At 60.6% G+C, this 17,142-nt stretch carries 13 protein-coding genes and 2 pseudogenes; 10 read left to right on the top strand and 5 right to left on the bottom strand.

From position 1 onward, the window contains the following. Positions 1-32: 32 nt before the first annotated feature. The 5 genes and pseudogenes from SB725_RS17995 to gap form a co-directional block, all read right to left on the bottom strand. Entirely contained in the window at positions 33-1,364 is a 1,332-nt protein-coding gene (locus SB725_RS17995; protein WP_410922440.1) for a CoA transferase, read from the bottom strand. A 111-nt stretch (positions 1,365-1,475) separates the two neighbouring features. Continuing rightward, a pseudogene (locus tag SB725_RS17990) lies at positions 1,476-2,003 on the bottom strand (methyl-accepting chemotaxis protein); the annotation flags it as partial. Between the two features lie 378 nt (positions 2,004-2,381). Further along, a pseudogene (locus SB725_RS17985) lies at positions 2,382-3,347 on the bottom strand (chemotaxis protein); the annotation flags it as partial. A gap of 597 nt (positions 3,348-3,944) precedes the next feature. Beyond that, a complete protein-coding gene (locus SB725_RS17980) occupies positions 3,945-4,409 on the bottom strand; it encodes a methylglyoxal synthase (RefSeq protein ID WP_027922962.1) in 465 nt (154 codons plus the stop codon). 17 nt (positions 4,410-4,426) lie between these two features. Further along, the gene (gene gap / locus SB725_RS17975) at positions 4,427-5,428 is read right to left on the bottom strand and encodes a type I glyceraldehyde-3-phosphate dehydrogenase (protein ID WP_027922963.1); all 1,002 of its coding nucleotides are present in this window, start codon (positions 5,426-5,428) and stop codon (positions 4,427-4,429) included. A gap of 219 nt (positions 5,429-5,647) precedes the next feature. Between gap and edd the strand changes: the two genes are divergently transcribed. The 10 genes from edd to SB725_RS17925 all read left to right on the top strand — a co-directional run. Next, entirely contained in the window at positions 5,648-7,474 is a 1,827-nt protein-coding gene (edd, locus tag SB725_RS17970) for a phosphogluconate dehydratase (RefSeq protein ID WP_027922964.1), read from the top strand. Further along, positions 7,471-8,421, top strand: coding sequence for a glucokinase (locus SB725_RS17965; protein WP_027922965.1), 951 nt, complete (start codon positions 7,471-7,473; stop codon positions 8,419-8,421). The genes edd and SB725_RS17965 overlap by 4 nt, the downstream gene beginning before the upstream one ends. Positions 8,422-8,597: 176 nt before the next feature. Further along, entirely contained in the window at positions 8,598-9,329 is a 732-nt protein-coding gene (locus SB725_RS17960; RefSeq protein WP_027922966.1) for a response regulator, read from the top strand. Beyond that, positions 9,319-10,788: an ATP-binding protein gene (locus SB725_RS17955; protein ID WP_027922967.1), complete on the top strand. Its 1,470-nt coding sequence runs from the start codon at positions 9,319-9,321 to the stop codon at positions 10,786-10,788. Before SB725_RS17960 ends, SB725_RS17955 begins: the two co-directional genes overlap by 11 nt. Before the next feature lie 152 nt (positions 10,789-10,940). Continuing rightward, positions 10,941-12,200 (top strand): AGE family epimerase/isomerase, encoded by a 1,260-nt coding sequence (locus SB725_RS17950; protein WP_410922439.1) that lies wholly within the window; start codon positions 10,941-10,943, stop codon positions 12,198-12,200. 117 nt (positions 12,201-12,317) lie between these two features. After that, positions 12,318-13,610, top strand: a complete 1,293-nt coding sequence (locus SB725_RS17945) for an ABC transporter substrate-binding protein (RefSeq protein ID WP_027922969.1) — start codon at positions 12,318-12,320, stop codon at positions 13,608-13,610. Positions 13,611-13,759: 149 nt separating this feature from the next. Continuing rightward, positions 13,760-14,668, top strand: a complete 909-nt coding sequence (locus SB725_RS17940; protein ID WP_027922970.1) for a carbohydrate ABC transporter permease — start codon at positions 13,760-13,762, stop codon at positions 14,666-14,668. Continuing rightward, the gene (locus SB725_RS17935; RefSeq protein WP_027922971.1) at positions 14,661-15,506 is read left to right on the top strand and encodes a carbohydrate ABC transporter permease; all 846 of its coding nucleotides are present in this window, start codon (positions 14,661-14,663) and stop codon (positions 15,504-15,506) included. The genes SB725_RS17940 and SB725_RS17935 overlap by 8 nt, the downstream gene beginning before the upstream one ends. Before the next feature lie 2 nt (positions 15,507-15,508). Further along, positions 15,509-16,669 carry an ABC transporter ATP-binding protein gene (locus SB725_RS17930; RefSeq protein ID WP_027922972.1) on the top strand — a complete coding sequence of 387 codons (1,161 nt, stop codon included), beginning with the start codon at positions 15,509-15,511 and terminating at the stop codon, positions 16,667-16,669. 123 nt (positions 16,670-16,792) lie between these two features. After that, a partial coding sequence (locus SB725_RS17925; protein WP_410922438.1) for a carbohydrate porin occupies positions 16,793-17,142 on the top strand: 350 nt, incomplete at its 3' end.

Raw genomic sequence — 17,142 nt, 5'->3', positions numbered from 1 at the left:
TGTATTGATTCTGCTGGCCTCATCGCGAGCAATCACCCCCACTGCGCGCGATGGGAACCCAATTCAGTTGCCGGCAGTGCCCACTGCAACGGAGTACCGATTATTCTCAGCGGCACATGCAGCCGATGCGCCGGTCCCCAAGGTGTCTGCTCAACCACCAGCCCCTGGTCGTTGTCATCCTCCGCTCGTAATGCCTCGGCCGTTCCCGGGCCATTTTCAATCAGCAACTTTGCTGTACGCGCCAACGAAAGCCGCGCCGAACCCCCGCGCCCCAACAACCTGATTGCTGCCGCCGCCATCAAATACCCGGTCGCGTGGTCGAGTGCCTGCACTGGCAACGGCGTCGGTTTGTCCGCGTTTTTCCAGTGCATCCCGGCCTCGGCAATCCCGCTGCTCATCTGCACCAAACTGTCGAAACCACGGCGGTTCTGCCACGGTCCGCTCCAGCCGTACGCATTGAGGCTGACATCGATCAGCCCCGGTGCCAGCCTCCGGCGTTCAGCAGCCCCGTAACCCATGCGTTCCAGCGCATCGGCGCGGTAGCCGTGCAGGAGGATGTCAGCCTCTTTGAGCAGCGTTTCGAACACCGCGCGATCATCGCGGTTGTGCAGGTCCAGGCGCGCGCAGCGTTTGCCCAGGGTGATTTCCGGCACCACGCCGAGTTCGTTCCAGGTCGGTGGGTCGATGCGCAAAACATCCGCCCCGAGGCCGGCGAGAAAACGGCTGGCGACCGGACCGGCCAGCACGCGGGTCAGGTCCAGCACCTTGAGCCCGGCCAGCGGCTGAGCCACGGAACCTTGCCACGGTTTCGCCGGTTGCCCTTGGTCGCCGCTGAACTGAATCAACGGCTCGGCGTTCACGGCCACACCTTGTGGGTGTTGCTGCCATTGCGCCCAGGTGCGCATCTCGGCGGCGCATCCTCCGGCGTCGACCACGGCCTGTTCCAGACCACTGCTGGCCCATTGCGCCACGTTGCTCGCCATCGCCGCGCGGTCGGCGCAGGTGCCGAGCACGCTTTCAGCCGCGGCGCGGTGATGGGGCGCGTTGGTGTGCAGGCGGATCCAGCCGTCCTTCGTCGCGTAGTCACCGGCAATCGGGTCCCACAGCGGCGGAACGCTCCAGCCGATGGGGCGGATCGAGGTGGCGAACCAGAACGACGCGAGGCGGCGGTCGACTTCAACCCCGGGCAAGCGACCGGTGTGCTGCTGCAACAATTTGCTGACCGCCTGCCCGGCTGCGGCGATGCTGGCGCAGGCAAGGTCGGTCACGGCAAACGCCGAGGGCAGGGCGCCGCTCGACGTGAAGGGAATTGGGGTGTGGGGCAAGCCGAGTGCGGTTTGAATGGACGTGAGTAGATCAGTCATCGAAGGCCCTCCGGAACGAGAGCCCGATCATAGTTCAAAAAACTGGCTGGCCGGATGAAACGATGATGTCAGCTTCAACACTGCCCCCCCTTGTAGGAGCGAGGTGAAGCCTTAAACCCGGAACTGGTCCATCAGTTTCATCTGGTGGGTGGTCAGCGAGTTGAGCTGGCTGCTGATCTGCGCCGATTCGGTGGCCTGGCCGGTCAGGGTTTCGGTGACGGTACGGATCGCCGAGACGTTGCGGTTGACCTCTTCGGCCACGGCGCTTTGCTGTTCGGCGGCGCTGGCGATTTGCAGGTTCATGTCGCTGATCACCGTCACCGCGTCACTGATTTTGCCCAGGGCCTGCACCGCTTGCTGGATCTGCCCGGCGTTGTTGTGCGCCTGGGTCTGGCTCGAATGCATGGTGGCGACCACGCCGCGTGTGCCGCTCTGGATGCGTTCGATCACCTGGCGAATTTCTTCCACCGAGTCCTGGGTGCGTTTGGCCAGGTTGCGTACTTCATCGGCCACCACCGCAAAGCCGCGCCCACTCTCGCCGGCACGCGCCGCTTCAATCGCGGCGTTGAGCGCCAGCAGGTTAGTCTGCTCGGCAATGCTGCGGATCACTTCCAGTACCGAACCGATCTGCTCGCTGTTCACCGCCAGCGCTTCGACTTCCGTCACGGCTTTGCTGACTTCGTCGGCCAGTTGATTAATGTCGCGGGTGCTGCGCTCGATGATCTGCATGCCATCGCGTGCCGACTGGTCGGCCCCTTTGGCGGCGTTGGCTGCGTTCGAGGCACTGTTGGCAACGTCGTGGGCGGTAGCGCTCATTTCGTTGGACGCGGTGGCGACCTGGTCGATTTCGCGGAACTGCACCTGCATGCCTTCGCTGGTCTGACGTGCGATTTCCGAAGACTGGTCGGCAGTGCCGCGGGCGTCGGTGATGCTTTGCTTGATCTGCGCGATGGTCGGTTGCAGCTTGTCGAGGAAGCGGTTGAACCAGCTGACCAGTTCGCCCAATTCGTCTTTCTTGCTGTAGTGCAAACGCTGGGTCAGGTCGCCGTCGCCGCTGGCAATCGCCTTGAGCATCTGGGCCACGCTGTTGATCGGCCGGGTGACGCCCGAGGCGGTGAGCCAGGTCAGCAGCAAACCGACCAGGCCGGCAATCACGGCGACCAGCACTGTTTTAATCGTGCCGCTTTGCTGGGCGTCATCGAGCACCGCTTGCAGTTTTACCGAGTCGGCCAGCAACACTTGTTTAGGCAGGTCGATCACCACAGCCCAGGCCTTCGCATCGGCAATCGGGCTGACCGGGTACACCGCGCGAATCAGGTCGCCTTGCTGCACAATCTTCGGCGCACCACCGCTGAGCAATTGCAGGATGTCCTTGCCGTCCGCGCCCAGGGTTTCGCCGATAGGCTTGCCGACTTTACCGGCGTCGACACTGTTAGCCGCCAGCACGCCGGTGCCGGAGACGATCAGCATGTGCCCGGCGCTGTTGAACAGTTCACGCTGGGAGTCGACCGCCGCCGCTTGCAGCGCATCGAGGGCAATGTCGATACCGACCACGCCAATGGACTTGCCATCCACCAGCAGCGGCACAGAAATGGTGGTCATCAACACTTCTGTTTTGTTAGCGCCGATGGTGTCGGCGTAGGGGTCGAGCAGGCAGGTACGCTTGCTGTCGCGCGGGCAGGTGTACCAGACGTTGTAGGGCGTGCCGCTGAGGTTCAGGGTGGTTTTGGTCATGTCTTCTTCGACCATGACGGTGTTGAGCACTTCACCCCCTGCGCGGCTCCAGTACGTGGCGAAACGCCCGGCTTCGTTGGACTGGCGGACCGCATCATTGACGAACTCGCTGTCCTTGCCATCCAGCCCGTTAGGCTCGAACGCCAGCCAGACGCCCAATACTTTTGCGTTGCGCTCGAACGCGGTCTTGATGCTCTGGTTCAACTCTTCACGCAACGCACCCGCCTCCAGCGAGCGCTTGGCGGCCATGTTGCGCATGTCCTTGATCTGGTCCGCCAGGGCGGTCACCACCGTCAGGGTTTCGCCGAAGGTCTTCTGCACTCGCACGGCCTGTTCCGCCGCCTTGGCTTGCAGCAGGTTCTGCACACTGTCGGTGAGCATCTTGCTGCTGGAGGCGTTGACCAGATCATCGTTCTGATTGGTCTGGTAAATGTTCATGCCGACGATCAGAGCGACCACGCCGAGCAGACACAGACCGGACAGCAAAACGATTTTCAGACGGATAGAGAGAGAGTCGAACATAGGGCGAACTCACAAATGGATGAGGTGTTGGCAAGGAGTCGAGATCGACTCGGTACGCCAAATCCATTTAGCGCCATTCAATGCACATCGGCGCCGTGTGACGATTGCATGAACGGATGCCGACGAACGGTAGCAGGTGAACGTTTGCGCAGGAAAAAGCCCTGAAATGGCCGGGAATTCAAGACATTCTCGGCAGTGATTCCGGGCGCGCGGCAGGGGGAGGCAGGGGGGCTGCTGAAACAAGCGCCCGCAGGTGGGGCGCTTTTAAGTCAGGCGGGCATCCAGGATGCAGACTCAAGATTGTTCCGCAAACAGGTTGAAGCTTCAGGCGCGGCCAAGCAGATATTTCGAGTAATCGGGTATTCGATGTTCGTGTGCCTGATCCATCATGGGGCTACTGAGCAGGTAATCGGCGCTGCATTCGTTGCAGGCCACCGGGATGTTCCAGACCGCCGCGACGCGCAATAACGCCTTGATGTCCGGGTCATGAGGCTGTGGTTCGAACGGGTCCCAGAAGAACACCAGCATGTCGACCCGCTGCTCGGCGATTTGCGCCCCGAGTTGCTGGTCGCCGCCCAACGGACCGCTGATCATGCTCTCCACTGGCAAATCCAGGCGTTGTTGCAACAACAACCCCGTGGTGCCGGTGGCGATCAATTCATGCTGTGCGAGTCTGTCTTTCTGCCGCTCGGCCCAGTCCAGTAAAAACACCTTGCAGTGGTCGTGGGCGACCAAGGCAACACGCTTGCGCGCCGCCATGGTCTTTTGCATAAAGCTGATACCGATCATCGGTTGCTGCTCCACGATCATTCTGCGTTGCACAACGCCAGGCAGTTATCGAGCATGCGGTTGGAGAAGCCCCATTCGTTGTCGTACCAGGCCAGCACCTTCAGTAGCTTGCCGCTGGACTTGGTGTGGTTGGCGTCGAAGATCGACGACAGCGGGTTATGGTTGAAGTCACTGGAAACCAGCGGCAGGGTGTTGTAACCGAGAATTTTCGAATGCTGGCTGGCTTCTTTCAGCAGCGCATTCACTTCTTCGGCCGACGCTTCGCGTTTCAGTTGCACGGTCAGGTCCACCAGCGACACGTTGATCACGGGAACGCGCACGGCCATGCCAGTCAGTTTGCCCGCCAGTTCCGGCAGCACCAGGCCAACGGCTTCAGCTGCACCGGTCTTGCTCGGGATCATGTTCTGCGTGGCGGAGCGGGCGCGGTACGGGTCGGTGTGGTAGACGTCGGTCAGGTTCTGGTCGTTGGTGTAGGCGTGGATCGTGGTCATCAGACCGCTTTCGATCCCCAGTTCGCGGTGCAGCACCTGAGCCACCGGTGCCAGGCAGTTGGTGGTGCACGATGCGTTGGAAATGATTTGGTGGTGCTGGCGCAAGATGTCGTGGTTGACCCCGTACACCACGGTGGCGTCGGCGCCCTTGGCCGGTGCCGAGATGATGACTTTGCGTGCGCCGGCCGTAATATGCGCGGCGGCTTTGGCGCGGTCGGTGAACAGACCGGTGCATTCAAATACCACATCAATTTTTTCCGCAGCCCAGGGCAGTTCGGCCGGGTTGCGAATGGCGCTGACCGCAATACGGTCGCCATTGACTGTCAGGCTCTCCTGGTCGTGCTGGACATCGGCGTCGAACGTGCCGTGAACAGTGTCGTACTTGAGCAGATGAGCGTTGATCGCGCTGTCTCCCAAATCGTTGATGGCCACGATCTGCAGATCCTGGCGATAGCCTTGGGTATACAGTGCGCGCAGGACGTTGCGGCCGATCCGGCCAAAACCATTGATTGCGATTCGAAGAGTCATTTACAGCGCCGCCGTCGTTTTGTTGTTGGAATTACAAGATTATTCGCATAAAAATAGAAAACAAGCCTTTTTAATGGCAATATTTTGTTCAATCTACAACGAGTGACCTGAATCAACTGGTCCGACCGATCAAGAAAACCGTCTGTCATCCCAATCACAACGGTCCTTGTTCAGCATAGACAATCAGGTCGCCCTATCCGTTAGCCTGGAGTTCTACACATGCATCCCCGCGTCCTTGAGGTCACTGAACGGCTTATCGCCCGTAGCCGCGCCACGCGTGAGGCCTACCTTGCACTGATTCGCGGTGCGGCCAGCGACGGTCCGATGCGCGGTAAGCTGCAATGCGCCAACTTCGCCCACGGCGTGGCGGGTTGCGGCACCGAAGACAAGAACAGCTTGCGGATGATGAACTCCGCCAACATCGCCATCGTTTCGTCATATAACGACATGCTCTCGGCGCATCAGCCGTACGAAGTCTTTCCGGAGCAGATCAAACGAGCGCTGCGCGAGATCGGTTCGGTCGGCCAGTTCGCCGGCGGCACTCCGGCCATGTGCGATGGCGTGACCCAGGGCGAACCCGGCATGGAGCTGAGCCTGCCGAGCCGCGAAGTGATCGCGATGTCCACCGCTGTGGCGTTGTCCCACAACATGTTCGACGGCGCGCTGATGCTCGGCATCTGCGACAAGATCGTGCCGGGCCTGATGATGGGCGCGTTGCGTTTCGGCCATCTGCCGACGATTTTTGTGCCGGGCGGGCCGATGGTCTCGGGCATTTCCAACAAGCAGAAAGCCGATGTGCGTCAGCGCTATGCCGAAGGCAAGGCCAGTCGCGAAGAGCTGCTGGAGTCGGAAATGAACTCCTACCACAGCCCTGGCACCTGCACGTTCTACGGCACCGCCAACACTAACCAATTGCTGATGGAAGTGATGGGCCTGCACTTGCCGGGCGCGTCCTTCGTCAACCCGAACACGCCGTTGCGCGATGCCCTGACCCGCGAAGCGGCGCATCAGGTCACGCGCCTGACCAAGCAGAACGGCGACTTCATGCCGATCGGCGAAATCGTCGACGAGCGTTCGCTGGTCAACTCCATCGTGGCACTGCACGCCACTGGTGGCTCGACCAACCACACCTTGCACATGCCGGCCATCGCCATGGCGGCGGGCATCCAGTTGACCTGGCAGGACATGGCCGACCTCTCCGAAGTCGTGCCGACCCTGAGCCACGTCTACCCGAACGGCAAAGCCGACATCAACCACTTCCAGGCGGCGGGCGGCATGTCGTTCCTGATCCGCGAACTGCTGGACGCCGGGTTGTTGCACGAAAACGTCAACACCGTGCTGGGTCATGGCCTGCGCCGTTACACCATGGAACCGTTCCTCGATAACGGCGAACTGGTCTGGCGCGAAGGCGTGACCGACAGCCTCGACGAAAGCATCCTGCGCCCGGTCGCTCGCGCGTTCTCGCCAGAGGGTGGTTTGCGCGTGATGGAAGGCAACCTCGGTCGCGGCGTGATGAAAGTCTCGGCCGTGGCGCTGGAAAACCAGATCGTCGAAGCACCGGCCATGGTGTTCCAGGATCAACAGGATCTGGCAGACGCCTTCAAGGCCGGTCTGCTGGAGAAGGATTTTGTTGCCGTGATGCGCTTCCAGGGCCCGCGTTCCAATGGCATGCCGGAACTGCACAAGATGACGCCGTTCCTTGGCGTGCTGCAGGATCGCGGTTTCAAAGTGGCATTGGTCACGGACGGACGCATGTCCGGCGCCTCGGGGAAAATCCCGGCGGCGATCCACGTCAGCCCCGAAGCGTATGTCGGTGGTGCTTTGGCGCGGGTGCAAGAGGGCGATATCATTCGCGTCGATGGCGTCAAAGGCACCCTGGAGCTTAAGGTGGACGCCGACGAATTCGCGGCGCGCGAACCTGCCAAAGGCCTGTTGGGCAACAACATTGGCAGCGGACGCGAGCTGTTTGGTTTCATGCGCATGGCCTTCAGCTCCGCAGAGCAGGGCGCCAGCGCCTTTACTTCTGCCCTGGAGACGCTTAATTGAAACTGGCTTTGGTCGGTGACATCGGTGGGACCAACGCTCGTTTCGCGTTGTGGAAAAACCAGCAGCTGGAGTCGGTCCAGGTGCTGGCGACGGCCGACCACGCCAGCCCGGAAGAGGCGATTGCCCTCTACTTGAGCGGGCTCGGTCTGGCGTTGGGTTCGATCGGCGCGGTATGCCTGTCGGTGGCAGGTCCCGTGAGTGGCGATGAATTCAGGTTCACCAACAATCACTGGCGCCTGAGCCGCAAGGGTTTCTGCAAGACCTTGCAGGTCGAGCAACTGTTGCTGGTCAACGACTTCTCGGCGATGGCGCTGGGCATGACCCGTTTGCAGCCGGGCGAGTTTCGCGTGGTCTGCGAAGGCACCCCGGAACCGTTGCGGCCAGCGGTCGTGATTGGGCCGGGCACCGGCCTTGGCGTCGGCACCTTGCTGGATTTTGGTGAAGGGCGTTTTGCCGCGTTGCCGGGGGAGGGCGGTCATGTTGATTTGCCGCTGAGCAGCCCGCGGGAAACTCAATTGTGGCAACACATCTTCAATGAGATTGGCCATGTCAGTGCTGAAACGGCGTTGAGCGGCGGCGGCTTGCCTCGGGTTTACCGGGCGATTTGTGCAGTCGACGGCCACACGCCGGTGCTCGAAACACCGGAAGCAATCACCGCTGCCGGGCTCGCGGGCGACCCGATTGCCCTCGAAGTGCTGGAGCAGTTCTGCTGCTGGCTCGGCCGCGTGGCCGGCAACAACGTGCTGACCACTGGCGCGCGCGGTGGCGTGTATATCGTTGGTGGTGTTATCCCACGGTTTGCCGATTTCTTCCTTGAGAGCGGTTTCGCCCGGTGCTTCGCCGACAAGGGTTGCATGAGCGATTACTTCAAGGGCATTCCGGTGTGGTTGGTGACAGCGCCGTATTCCGGCCTGATGGGCGCGGGCGTGGCGCTGGAACAGGCTTGAAACCGCGTCGTCTTCATCGCGGGCAAGCCACGCTCCCACAGGATTTCCTACATTCTGAAGATGTGTGCGTAACCTTGTGGGAGCGGGCTTGCCCGCGATGAGGCCAGATCAGGCAACAAATTTCCAAGGTTCATCAGGCATAATCCGCCCAATTCAAACAACAAGGACGCCGCCCCGTGAGCTCAGTCAACAAGTCGATTTTGTTGGTCGATGACGATCAAGAGATACGCGAGTTGCTGGATACCTACCTGACTCGCGCCGGTTTCCAGGTCCGCACCACGCCCGATGGCGCCGGTTTTCGCCAGGCTCTGAACGAGGCCCCGAGCGATCTGGTGATCCTCGACGTGATGCTTCCGGACGAAGACGGCTTCAGCCTCTGCCGCTGGGTTCGCCAGCACCCGCGTCAGGCGCAGGTGCCGATCATCATGCTCACCGCCAGCTCCGACGAAGCTGACCGCGTCATCGGCCTGGAGCTCGGCGCCGACGATTACCTCGGCAAACCGTTCAGCCCACGAGAATTGCAGGCGCGCATCAAAGCCCTGTTGCGCCGTGCGCAATTTGGCCAGGAGCGTAATGGCGCAGAAGTGCTGGCGTTCGACGACTGGCGCCTGGACATGGTCAGCCATCGGCTGTTCCACACCGATGGCGAAGAAGTGATTCTGTCCGGCGCCGACTTCGCGCTGCTGAAACTGTTCCTCGATCACCCGCAGGAAATCCTCGACCGTGACACCATCGGCAACGCCACCCGCGGGCGCGATCTGATGCCGCTGGACCGCATCGTCGACATGGCGGTCAGCCGCTTGCGTCAACGCCTGCGTGACACCGAAAAGCCGCCACGTCTGATCCGCACCGTGCGCGGCAGCGGCTACCAACTGGCAGCCAATGTGGTTGCCAGCAATGGCCACTGAGTTTCTGCGCAAGCTCGCCGCCCGCGTGCCGGTGCCCCGTTCGCTGCTCGGGCGGATGTTGCTGCTGACGTTGTTGGCGGTGCTGTTTGCGCAGACGTTGTCGAGCGTGATCTGGGTCTCGCAATTGCGTGCCACGCAGCTTGAAGGCCTGGTCACTGCTGCCCGCAGCCTGGCGCATTCGATGACGGCCAGCGTCAGTTACTTCCGCTCATTGCCCGTCGCTTTCAGGCCGTTGGTACTGGATCAGTTGCGCAGCATGGGCGGCACCCGTTTCGTGGTGACGCTCAACGACAAACCCCTGGGCATGGAAGTGCTGCCGATCACCCCGCGCAAGGAGGCCGTACTCAAAGCGGTGGACCAGGTGCTGCGCGAATCCCTGGGCCATGACACGGATATCTCGGTGACTTTCGTCAGTCCTGAAGACCTGCGGATCTTCAACAGCGGGCTGAAACTCGATGAGTTGCCGCGCTCCTGGGCGCATTACGCATTGACCCTCGAACCGGTCAATCCACCCGTGCTGGTCACGCAAATCCAGATGGCGCCGGGAGAATGGCTGTACATCGCGTCATTGCTGCCCGAGCCCTACACCAGTCTTGAAGAGCAAGGCCTGCCGGCGCAACAGGTCTGGTTCATCGTCCTCACCAGCAGCTTCTTGCTGTTGTTCATTGGCTTGCTGGTGCACTGGCAAAGCCGTCCGCTCAAGCGCCTGGCACGGGCCGCGCGCGATATGTCGCTGGGGGCTGATGTGCAACCGGTGGCCGAGGGTGGCGGCAGTGAAGTGGTCGAAGTGGGGCGCGCGTTCAACGCCATGCGCGAACGGATCAGCCGTTACCTGACGGAGCGTAGTCAGTTGTTCAGTGCGATTTCCCACGACCTGCGCACGCCCATTACCCGTTTGCGCCTGCGCGTGGAATTGCTGGAAGACGAGAAGCTGCAAGCCAAGTTCGGGCGTGATCTGGATGAGTTGGAGTTGCTGGTCAAAGGCGCGCTGCAATGCGTGAAAGACACCGACATTCACGAAAACATCGAGCCGGTGGACCTCAACCACGTGCTCGATTGCCTGGTGGAACCGTACCTGGCACCTAACGGCAATGGCCGCGTGACCCAGCAGGGCCGGGCGTTGGCGGCGTATCCGGGCAAACCGTTGGCGCTCAAGCGCTGCATTGGCAACCTGATCGACAACGCCCTGAAATACGGACAGAACGCGCATTTGCACATCGATGACGACGAGAGCGCGTTCATCCTTCACGTCGATGACGAAGGGCCGGGCGTGCCGGAGCAACGGCTGGAGCAGGTGTTTGAACCGCACTTCCGCCTGGCCGGGCAGCAGCAGGGATATGGGCTGGGGTTGGGGATTGCGCGCAATATTGCGCACAGTCATGGTGGCGAGGTCAGTCTGCAAAACCTGCGTGAGGGTGGGTTGCGGGTGACGTTGCAGTTGCCTCGTAGTGTTGATTAGTAATGCCGCGTCATCGTTCTTCGCGAGCAGATTTTCAACACATCATTTAGCTAATGTCACAAACCAGTGACATAACTCGCCCCTTTCGTTACAAGCCCGTCCCCGCCCGTTGTTTAGACTGCCCTCAGTCAAAACAACAAAAAAGGCACCCCATGGACACCTTCCAACCGGCCTTCAGCAGTTGGCTGAACGCGCCTGCCCACCAGCAATGGCTCGCCGCCGAAGGCCTGCGCCTGCTGGCGTTCGCCAAGGCTTCAAAGCTTCCTGACGGCTTCGGCAATCTCGATGAAAAAGGCCATCTCCCGGCCAACGCTCGCGCTGAAACCATGAACACCGCGCGCATGACGCACAGCTTCGCCATGGCCCATATTCAAGGCTTGCCGGGGTTTGCCGAGTTGGTGGATCACGGTGTCCAGGCCCTCAGCGGCCCGTTGCGCGATGCCGAGCATGGCGGTTGGTTTGCCGTCGCTCATGCGCTGGATGACAACACCGGCAAGGCGGCTTATCTGCATGCCTTCGTGGCCCTGGCCGCCAGTTCGGCCGTGGTCGCGCAACGTCCCGGCGCACACGCCTTGCTCGATGACGCGATCAACATCATCGACACGCATTTCTGGAGCGAGGAGGAGGGCGCCCTGCGCGAATCCTTCAATCGTGACTGGAGCGAAGAAGAAGCGTACCGCGGCGCCAACAGCAACATGCACGCCACCGAAGCGTTCCTCGCGCTGGCCGATGTCACCGAAGAAAGTCGTTGGCTATGTCGCGCACAGCGCATCGTCGAGCGGGTGATCCACGGTCACGCCGCCGCTAATGATTATCTGGTGGTCGAGCATTTTGACCGCGACTGGCAGCCGCTACGCGAATACAACCACGACAACCCGGCCGACGGTTTTCGCCCCTACGGCACCACACCGGGCCACGGTTTTGAATGGGCACGCCTGCTACTGCACCTCGAAGCGGCGCGGGTTCAGGCCGGCATGCTGACGCCGGGGTGGCTGGCTACTGACGCGCAAAAACTTTTCGACCACAACTGCCGTCATGGCTGGGATATCGACGGGCTGCCCGGGATTGTCTACACCCTCGATTGGGGCAACCGCGCAGTGGTTCGTCACCGTCTGCACTGGACCCATTGCGAAGCCAGCGCTGCCGCCAGCGCGTTGCTCAAACGCACGGGCGATGAGCAATACGAACGCTGGTACCGGCTGTTCTGGGGATTTTGTGACACTCATTTCATCGACCATTGCGACGGCAGCTGGCATCACGAACTGGATCCGCAGAATCGCCCAAGTGCCGATATCTGGGCGGGTAAACCTGATCTGTATCACGCCTGGCAAGCCGTACTGATTCCACGACTGCCCCTGGCGCCCAGCATGGCCACGGCTCTGACGAGGTTGTCCCAGAGCGCTCCTGTGTAACCATGTGGTGACATTCAAGCGTCCCTTCGTTACCTGCGAGGGGATAACTCCTGTTTAAAATCCTATGCAGCGCAAGCACCAGACTTGCATGCATAACAACAAGAAAGGTACTTCTAGATGAATGCGATTTCTCGCCTCGCTACTGTCATTTCTCTCGCCTCCCTGTCTGCGCTCCCTCTCAGTGTGCTTGCCGCCGAATCCAAAGGTTCCGTGGAAGTGGTTCACTGGTGGACGTCGGGTGGTGAAAAAGCAGCGGTCGATGTGCTCAAGGCCCAAGTCGAAAAAGACGGCTTCACTTGGAAGGACGGCGCTGTTGCCGGTGGTGGCGGTGCTACCGCCATGACCGTGCTCAAGAGCCGCGCCGTTGCCGGCAACCCGCCAGGTGTGGCGCAGATCAAAGGTCCGGACATCCAGGAATGGGCGTCTACCGGTCTGCTCGACACCGACGTCTTGAAAGACGTTGCCAAATCGGAGAAGTGGGACAGCCTGCTCGACAAGAAAGTCTCCGATACCGTGAAGTACGAGGGTAACTACGTGGCCGTGCCGGTGAACATTCACCGCGTCAACTGGCTGTGGATCAACCCGGAAGTCTTCAAGAAAGCCGGCATCACCAAAAACCCGACCACCCTCGAAGAATTCTACGCCGCCGGCGACAAGCTCAAGGCTGCGGGCTTCATTGCGCTCGCCCACGGCGGCCAGCCTTGGCAGGACAGCACCGTGTTCGAAGCCGTGGTGCTTTCGGTCATGGGTGTCGATGGCTACAAGAAAGCCTTGGTCGATCTCGACAACGCTGCGCTGACCGGTCCTGAAATGGTCAAGGCGCTGACCGAGCTGAAGAAAGTCGCGACCTACATGGACGTCGATGGCAAAGGCCAGGACTGGAACCTGGAAGCGGCCAAAGTCATCAACGGCAAGGCCGGCATGCAGATCATGGGTGACTGGGCCAAGTCCGAATGGACCGCCGCCAAGAAAGTCGCCGGCAAGGACTACGAGTGCGTAGCGTTCCCGGGCACCGACAAGGCCTTCACCTACAACATCGACTCCCTGGCCGTGTTCAAGCAGAAAGACGCGGGCACTGCGGCCGGTCAGCAGGACATCGCCAAGATCGTCCTGGGTGAGAACTTCCAGAAAGTCTTCAGCATCAACAAGGGCTCGATCCCGGTTCGCAACGACATGCTGAGCGACATGGGCAAGTACGGTTTCGACTCCTGCGCCCAGACCGCTGCCAAGGACTTCCTGGCAGACGCCAAGTCTGGCGGCCTGCAGCCGAGCATGGCGCACAACATGGCGACCACGCTGGCCGTACAGGGTGCGTTCTTTGATGTGGTGACCAACTACATCAACGACCCGAAAGCCGACCCAGCCGATGCCGCCAAGAAACTCGGCGCCGCGGTCAAGTCTGCCAAGTAATGCCTGGCCCCTGTAGGCGCGAGCCTGCTCGCGATTGCGGTGTATCAGTTGATACATCCACTGACTGACACTCAGCGATCGCGAGCAGGTTCACTCCTACAAGGGGGCAGCATTTCCAACGTAAATTTTCTCTCGTACTGGATTTCCCCATGAGTTCTGTTGCTGTGTTCAGCAAGGCCTCGCCGTTCGATGCATTGCAACGCTGGCTACCTAAACTGGTGCTGGCGCCGAGCATGTTCATCGTTCTGGTGGGCTTTTATGGCTACATCCTGTGGACGTTCGTTCTGTCGTTCACCAGTTCGACCTTTTTGCCGACTTACAAATGGGCAGGCCTGGCTCAATACCAGCGGCTGTTCGACAACGATCGTTGGTGGGTGGCGAGCAAGAACCTGGCGCTTTTCGGCGGCATGTTCATCGGCATCACCCTGGTGATCGGTGTGCTGCTGGCCGTGTTTCTTGATCAGCGCATTCGTCGCGAAGGTTTCATTCGTACCATTTACCTGTACCCGATGGCGCTCTCGATGATCGTCACCGGTACCGCCTGGAAATGGCTGCTCAACCCGGGCATGGGCCTGGACAAATTGCTGCGTGACTGGGGCTGGGAAGGCTTCCGCCTGGACTGGCTGATCGACCCGGACCGCGTGGTGTATTGCCTGGTCATTGCTGCGGTCTGGCAAGCCTCGGGCTTCATCATGGCGATGTTCCTCGCCGGCCTGCGTGGCGTTGATCAATCGATCATCCGTGCCGCCCAGATCGATGGCGCGAGCATGCCGCGCATTTACCTGAAAGTGGTGTTGCCAAGCTTGCGTCCGGTGTTCTTCAGCGCCGTGATGATCCTGGCCCACATCGCGATCAAGAGTTTCGACCTGGTGGCAGCGATGACGGCTGGCGGCCCGGGTTACTCCTCCGATTTGCCGGCGATGTTCATGTACTCCTTCACCTTCAGTCGCGGCCAGATGGGCATGGGCTCGGCCAGTGCGATTCTGATGCTCGGTGCGATTCTCGCAATCATCGTGCCTTACCTGTACTCCGAGCTGAGGACCAAGCGTCATGACTAGTTTCGCTGCCAAACCTTCCATCAGCCTGAGTCGCATCGCGATTTACGGCGTGCTGATCCTCGCCGTATTTCTGTACCTGATACCGCTGGTGGTCATGCTGTTGACCAGCTTCAAGACACCGGAAGACATCAATACCGGCAACCTGCTGAGCTGGCCGACAGTGGTCAGCGGCATTGGCTGGGTCAAGGCCTGGGGCACCGTCGACGGGTATTTCTGGAACTCGATCAAGATCACCGTCCCGGCGGTGTTGATCTCCACCGCCATCGGTGCACTGAACGGCTATGTGCTGTCGATGTGGCGCTTTCGCGGCTCGCAATTGTTCTTCGGCCTGCTGTTGTTCGGTTGCTTCCTGCCGTTCCAGACCGTCCTGCTGCCAGCCTCGTTCACCCTCGGCAAGATGGGCCTGGCCAGCACCACCACGGGCCTGGTGTTCGTCCATGTTGTCTACGGCCTGGCGTTCACCACGCTGTTTTTCCGTAACTACTACGTCAGCGTTCCCGATGCGCTGGTGAAGGCGGCGCGGCTCGATGGCGCGGGTTTCTTCACGATCTTCCGCCTGATCATCCTGCCGATGTCCACCCCGATCATCATGGTCTGCCTGATCTGGCAGTTCACTCAGATTTGGAACGACTTCCTGTTTGGTGTGGTGTTCTCCAGCGGTGACTCGCAACCCATCACGGTCGCGCTGAACAACCTGGTCAACACCAGTACCGGGGCCAAGGAATATAACGTTGATATGGCGGCGGCGATGATCGCCGGGCTGCCGACCCTGCTGGTCTATGTGGTCGCAGGCAAGTATTTCGTGCGCGGGCTGACGGCCGGCGCAGTCAAGGGGTAATCATGGCTACGCTCGAACTTCGCAATGTAAACAAGACCTATGGCCCCGGCTTGCCGGACACCCTCAAGGACATTCATTTGTCGATCAAGGACGGTGAGTTCCTGATCCTGGTCGGACCTTCGGGTTGCGGCAAATCGACTCTGATGAATTGCATCGCCGGCCTGGAAACCATCACCGGCGGTGCGATCATGATCGATGACCAGGACGTCAGCGGCATGAGCCCGAAAGACCGCGACATCGCCATGGTGTTCCAGTCCTACGCGCTGTACCCGACCATGAGCGTGCGCGAGAACATCGCCTTCGGCTTGAAGATTCGCAAAATGCCCGCCGCCGATATCGAAACGGAAGTGGCGCGGGTGTCCAAGCTGTTGCAGATCGAACACTTGCTCAACCGCAAGCCCGGCCAGCTCTCCGGTGGTCAGCAACAGCGCGTGGCCATGGGCCGTGCCCTGGCGCGTCGGCCGAAGATTTACCTGTTCGACGAACCGCTGTCCAACCTCGACGCCAAGCTGCGGGTCGAGATGCGCACCGAAATGAAACTGATGCATCAGCGCCTGAAAACCACCACGGTCTACGTGACCCACGACCAGATCGAAGCGATGACCCTGGGCGACAAAGTGGCGGTCATGAAGGACGGAATCATTCAGCAGTTCGGCACGCCGAAAGACATCTACAACAACCCGGCCAACCTGTTTGTGGCGAGCTTCATCGGTTCACCGCCGATGAACTTCATCCCCCTGCGCTTGCAGCGCAAGGACGGTCGTCTCTACGCGCTGCTCGACAGCGGCCAGGCCCGTTGTGAATTGCCGCTGGGCATGCAGGACGCCGGTCTCGAAGACCGCGAAGTGATCCTCGGCATGCGCCCTGAGCAGATCGTGCTGGCGAACGGCGAGCCGAACGGTTTGCCGACCATCCGCGCGGAAGTCCAGGTCACCGAACCGACCGGTCCCGACACCCTGGTGTTCGTCAATCTGAATGAAACCAAAGTCTGCTGCCGTCTGGCACCCGATGTTGCACCGGCCCCGGGCGAAACCCTGACCCTGCAATTCGATCCGTCGAAAGTGTTGCTGTTCGATGCCAAGACCGGGGAGCGGTTGGGTGTGGCTGGCGAACCAAAAGCCGAGGCGCACAGCGCCAACGTGGCCCAATTCAAAGGCCGCTGAAGAACAAAATGTGGGGGCGCGCTCGCTCCCACAGGGGGATATGCGGTGAGCGGCCTGTCGCTCTTCGCGCCTGATGTAACCGCGTTAGAACACAGTTAATAACAATAAAACGAGGATGTAGGGATGAAGAAGAACAACAACGCTCAGCTTATCTGCCAGTTGTCAGCAGTTGCAGCCATGATGCTGGCCGGTAGTGTGCACGCGGCTGACGCGTTCAGCGCTGACTCCGAATGGATGACCGGTGATTGGGGTGGCGAGCGGACCAAGCTGATCGAGCAAGGCATCGACATCAAGATGGATTACGTCGGTGAAGTCGGCGGCAACCTCCACGGTGGCTACAACAACGACAAAACCGCGCGTTACGCGGACCAGTTCGGCCTGGGGGCGGCGCTGGACCTGGAAAAACTGTTTGGTTGGGATAACACCCAGGCCAAGATCCAGCTCACCAACCGTAACGGAGAGAACATCTCCAA

It is taken from the genome of Pseudomonas sp. SIMBA_041 (assembly GCF_046535095.1).
In the GTDB taxonomy this organism is placed as follows: domain Bacteria; phylum Pseudomonadota; class Gammaproteobacteria; order Pseudomonadales; family Pseudomonadaceae; genus Aquipseudomonas; species Aquipseudomonas mucoides.
The sequence above is the reverse complement of the archived record's forward strand: the minus strand, read 5'-3'. Positions and strand labels throughout refer to the sequence as shown.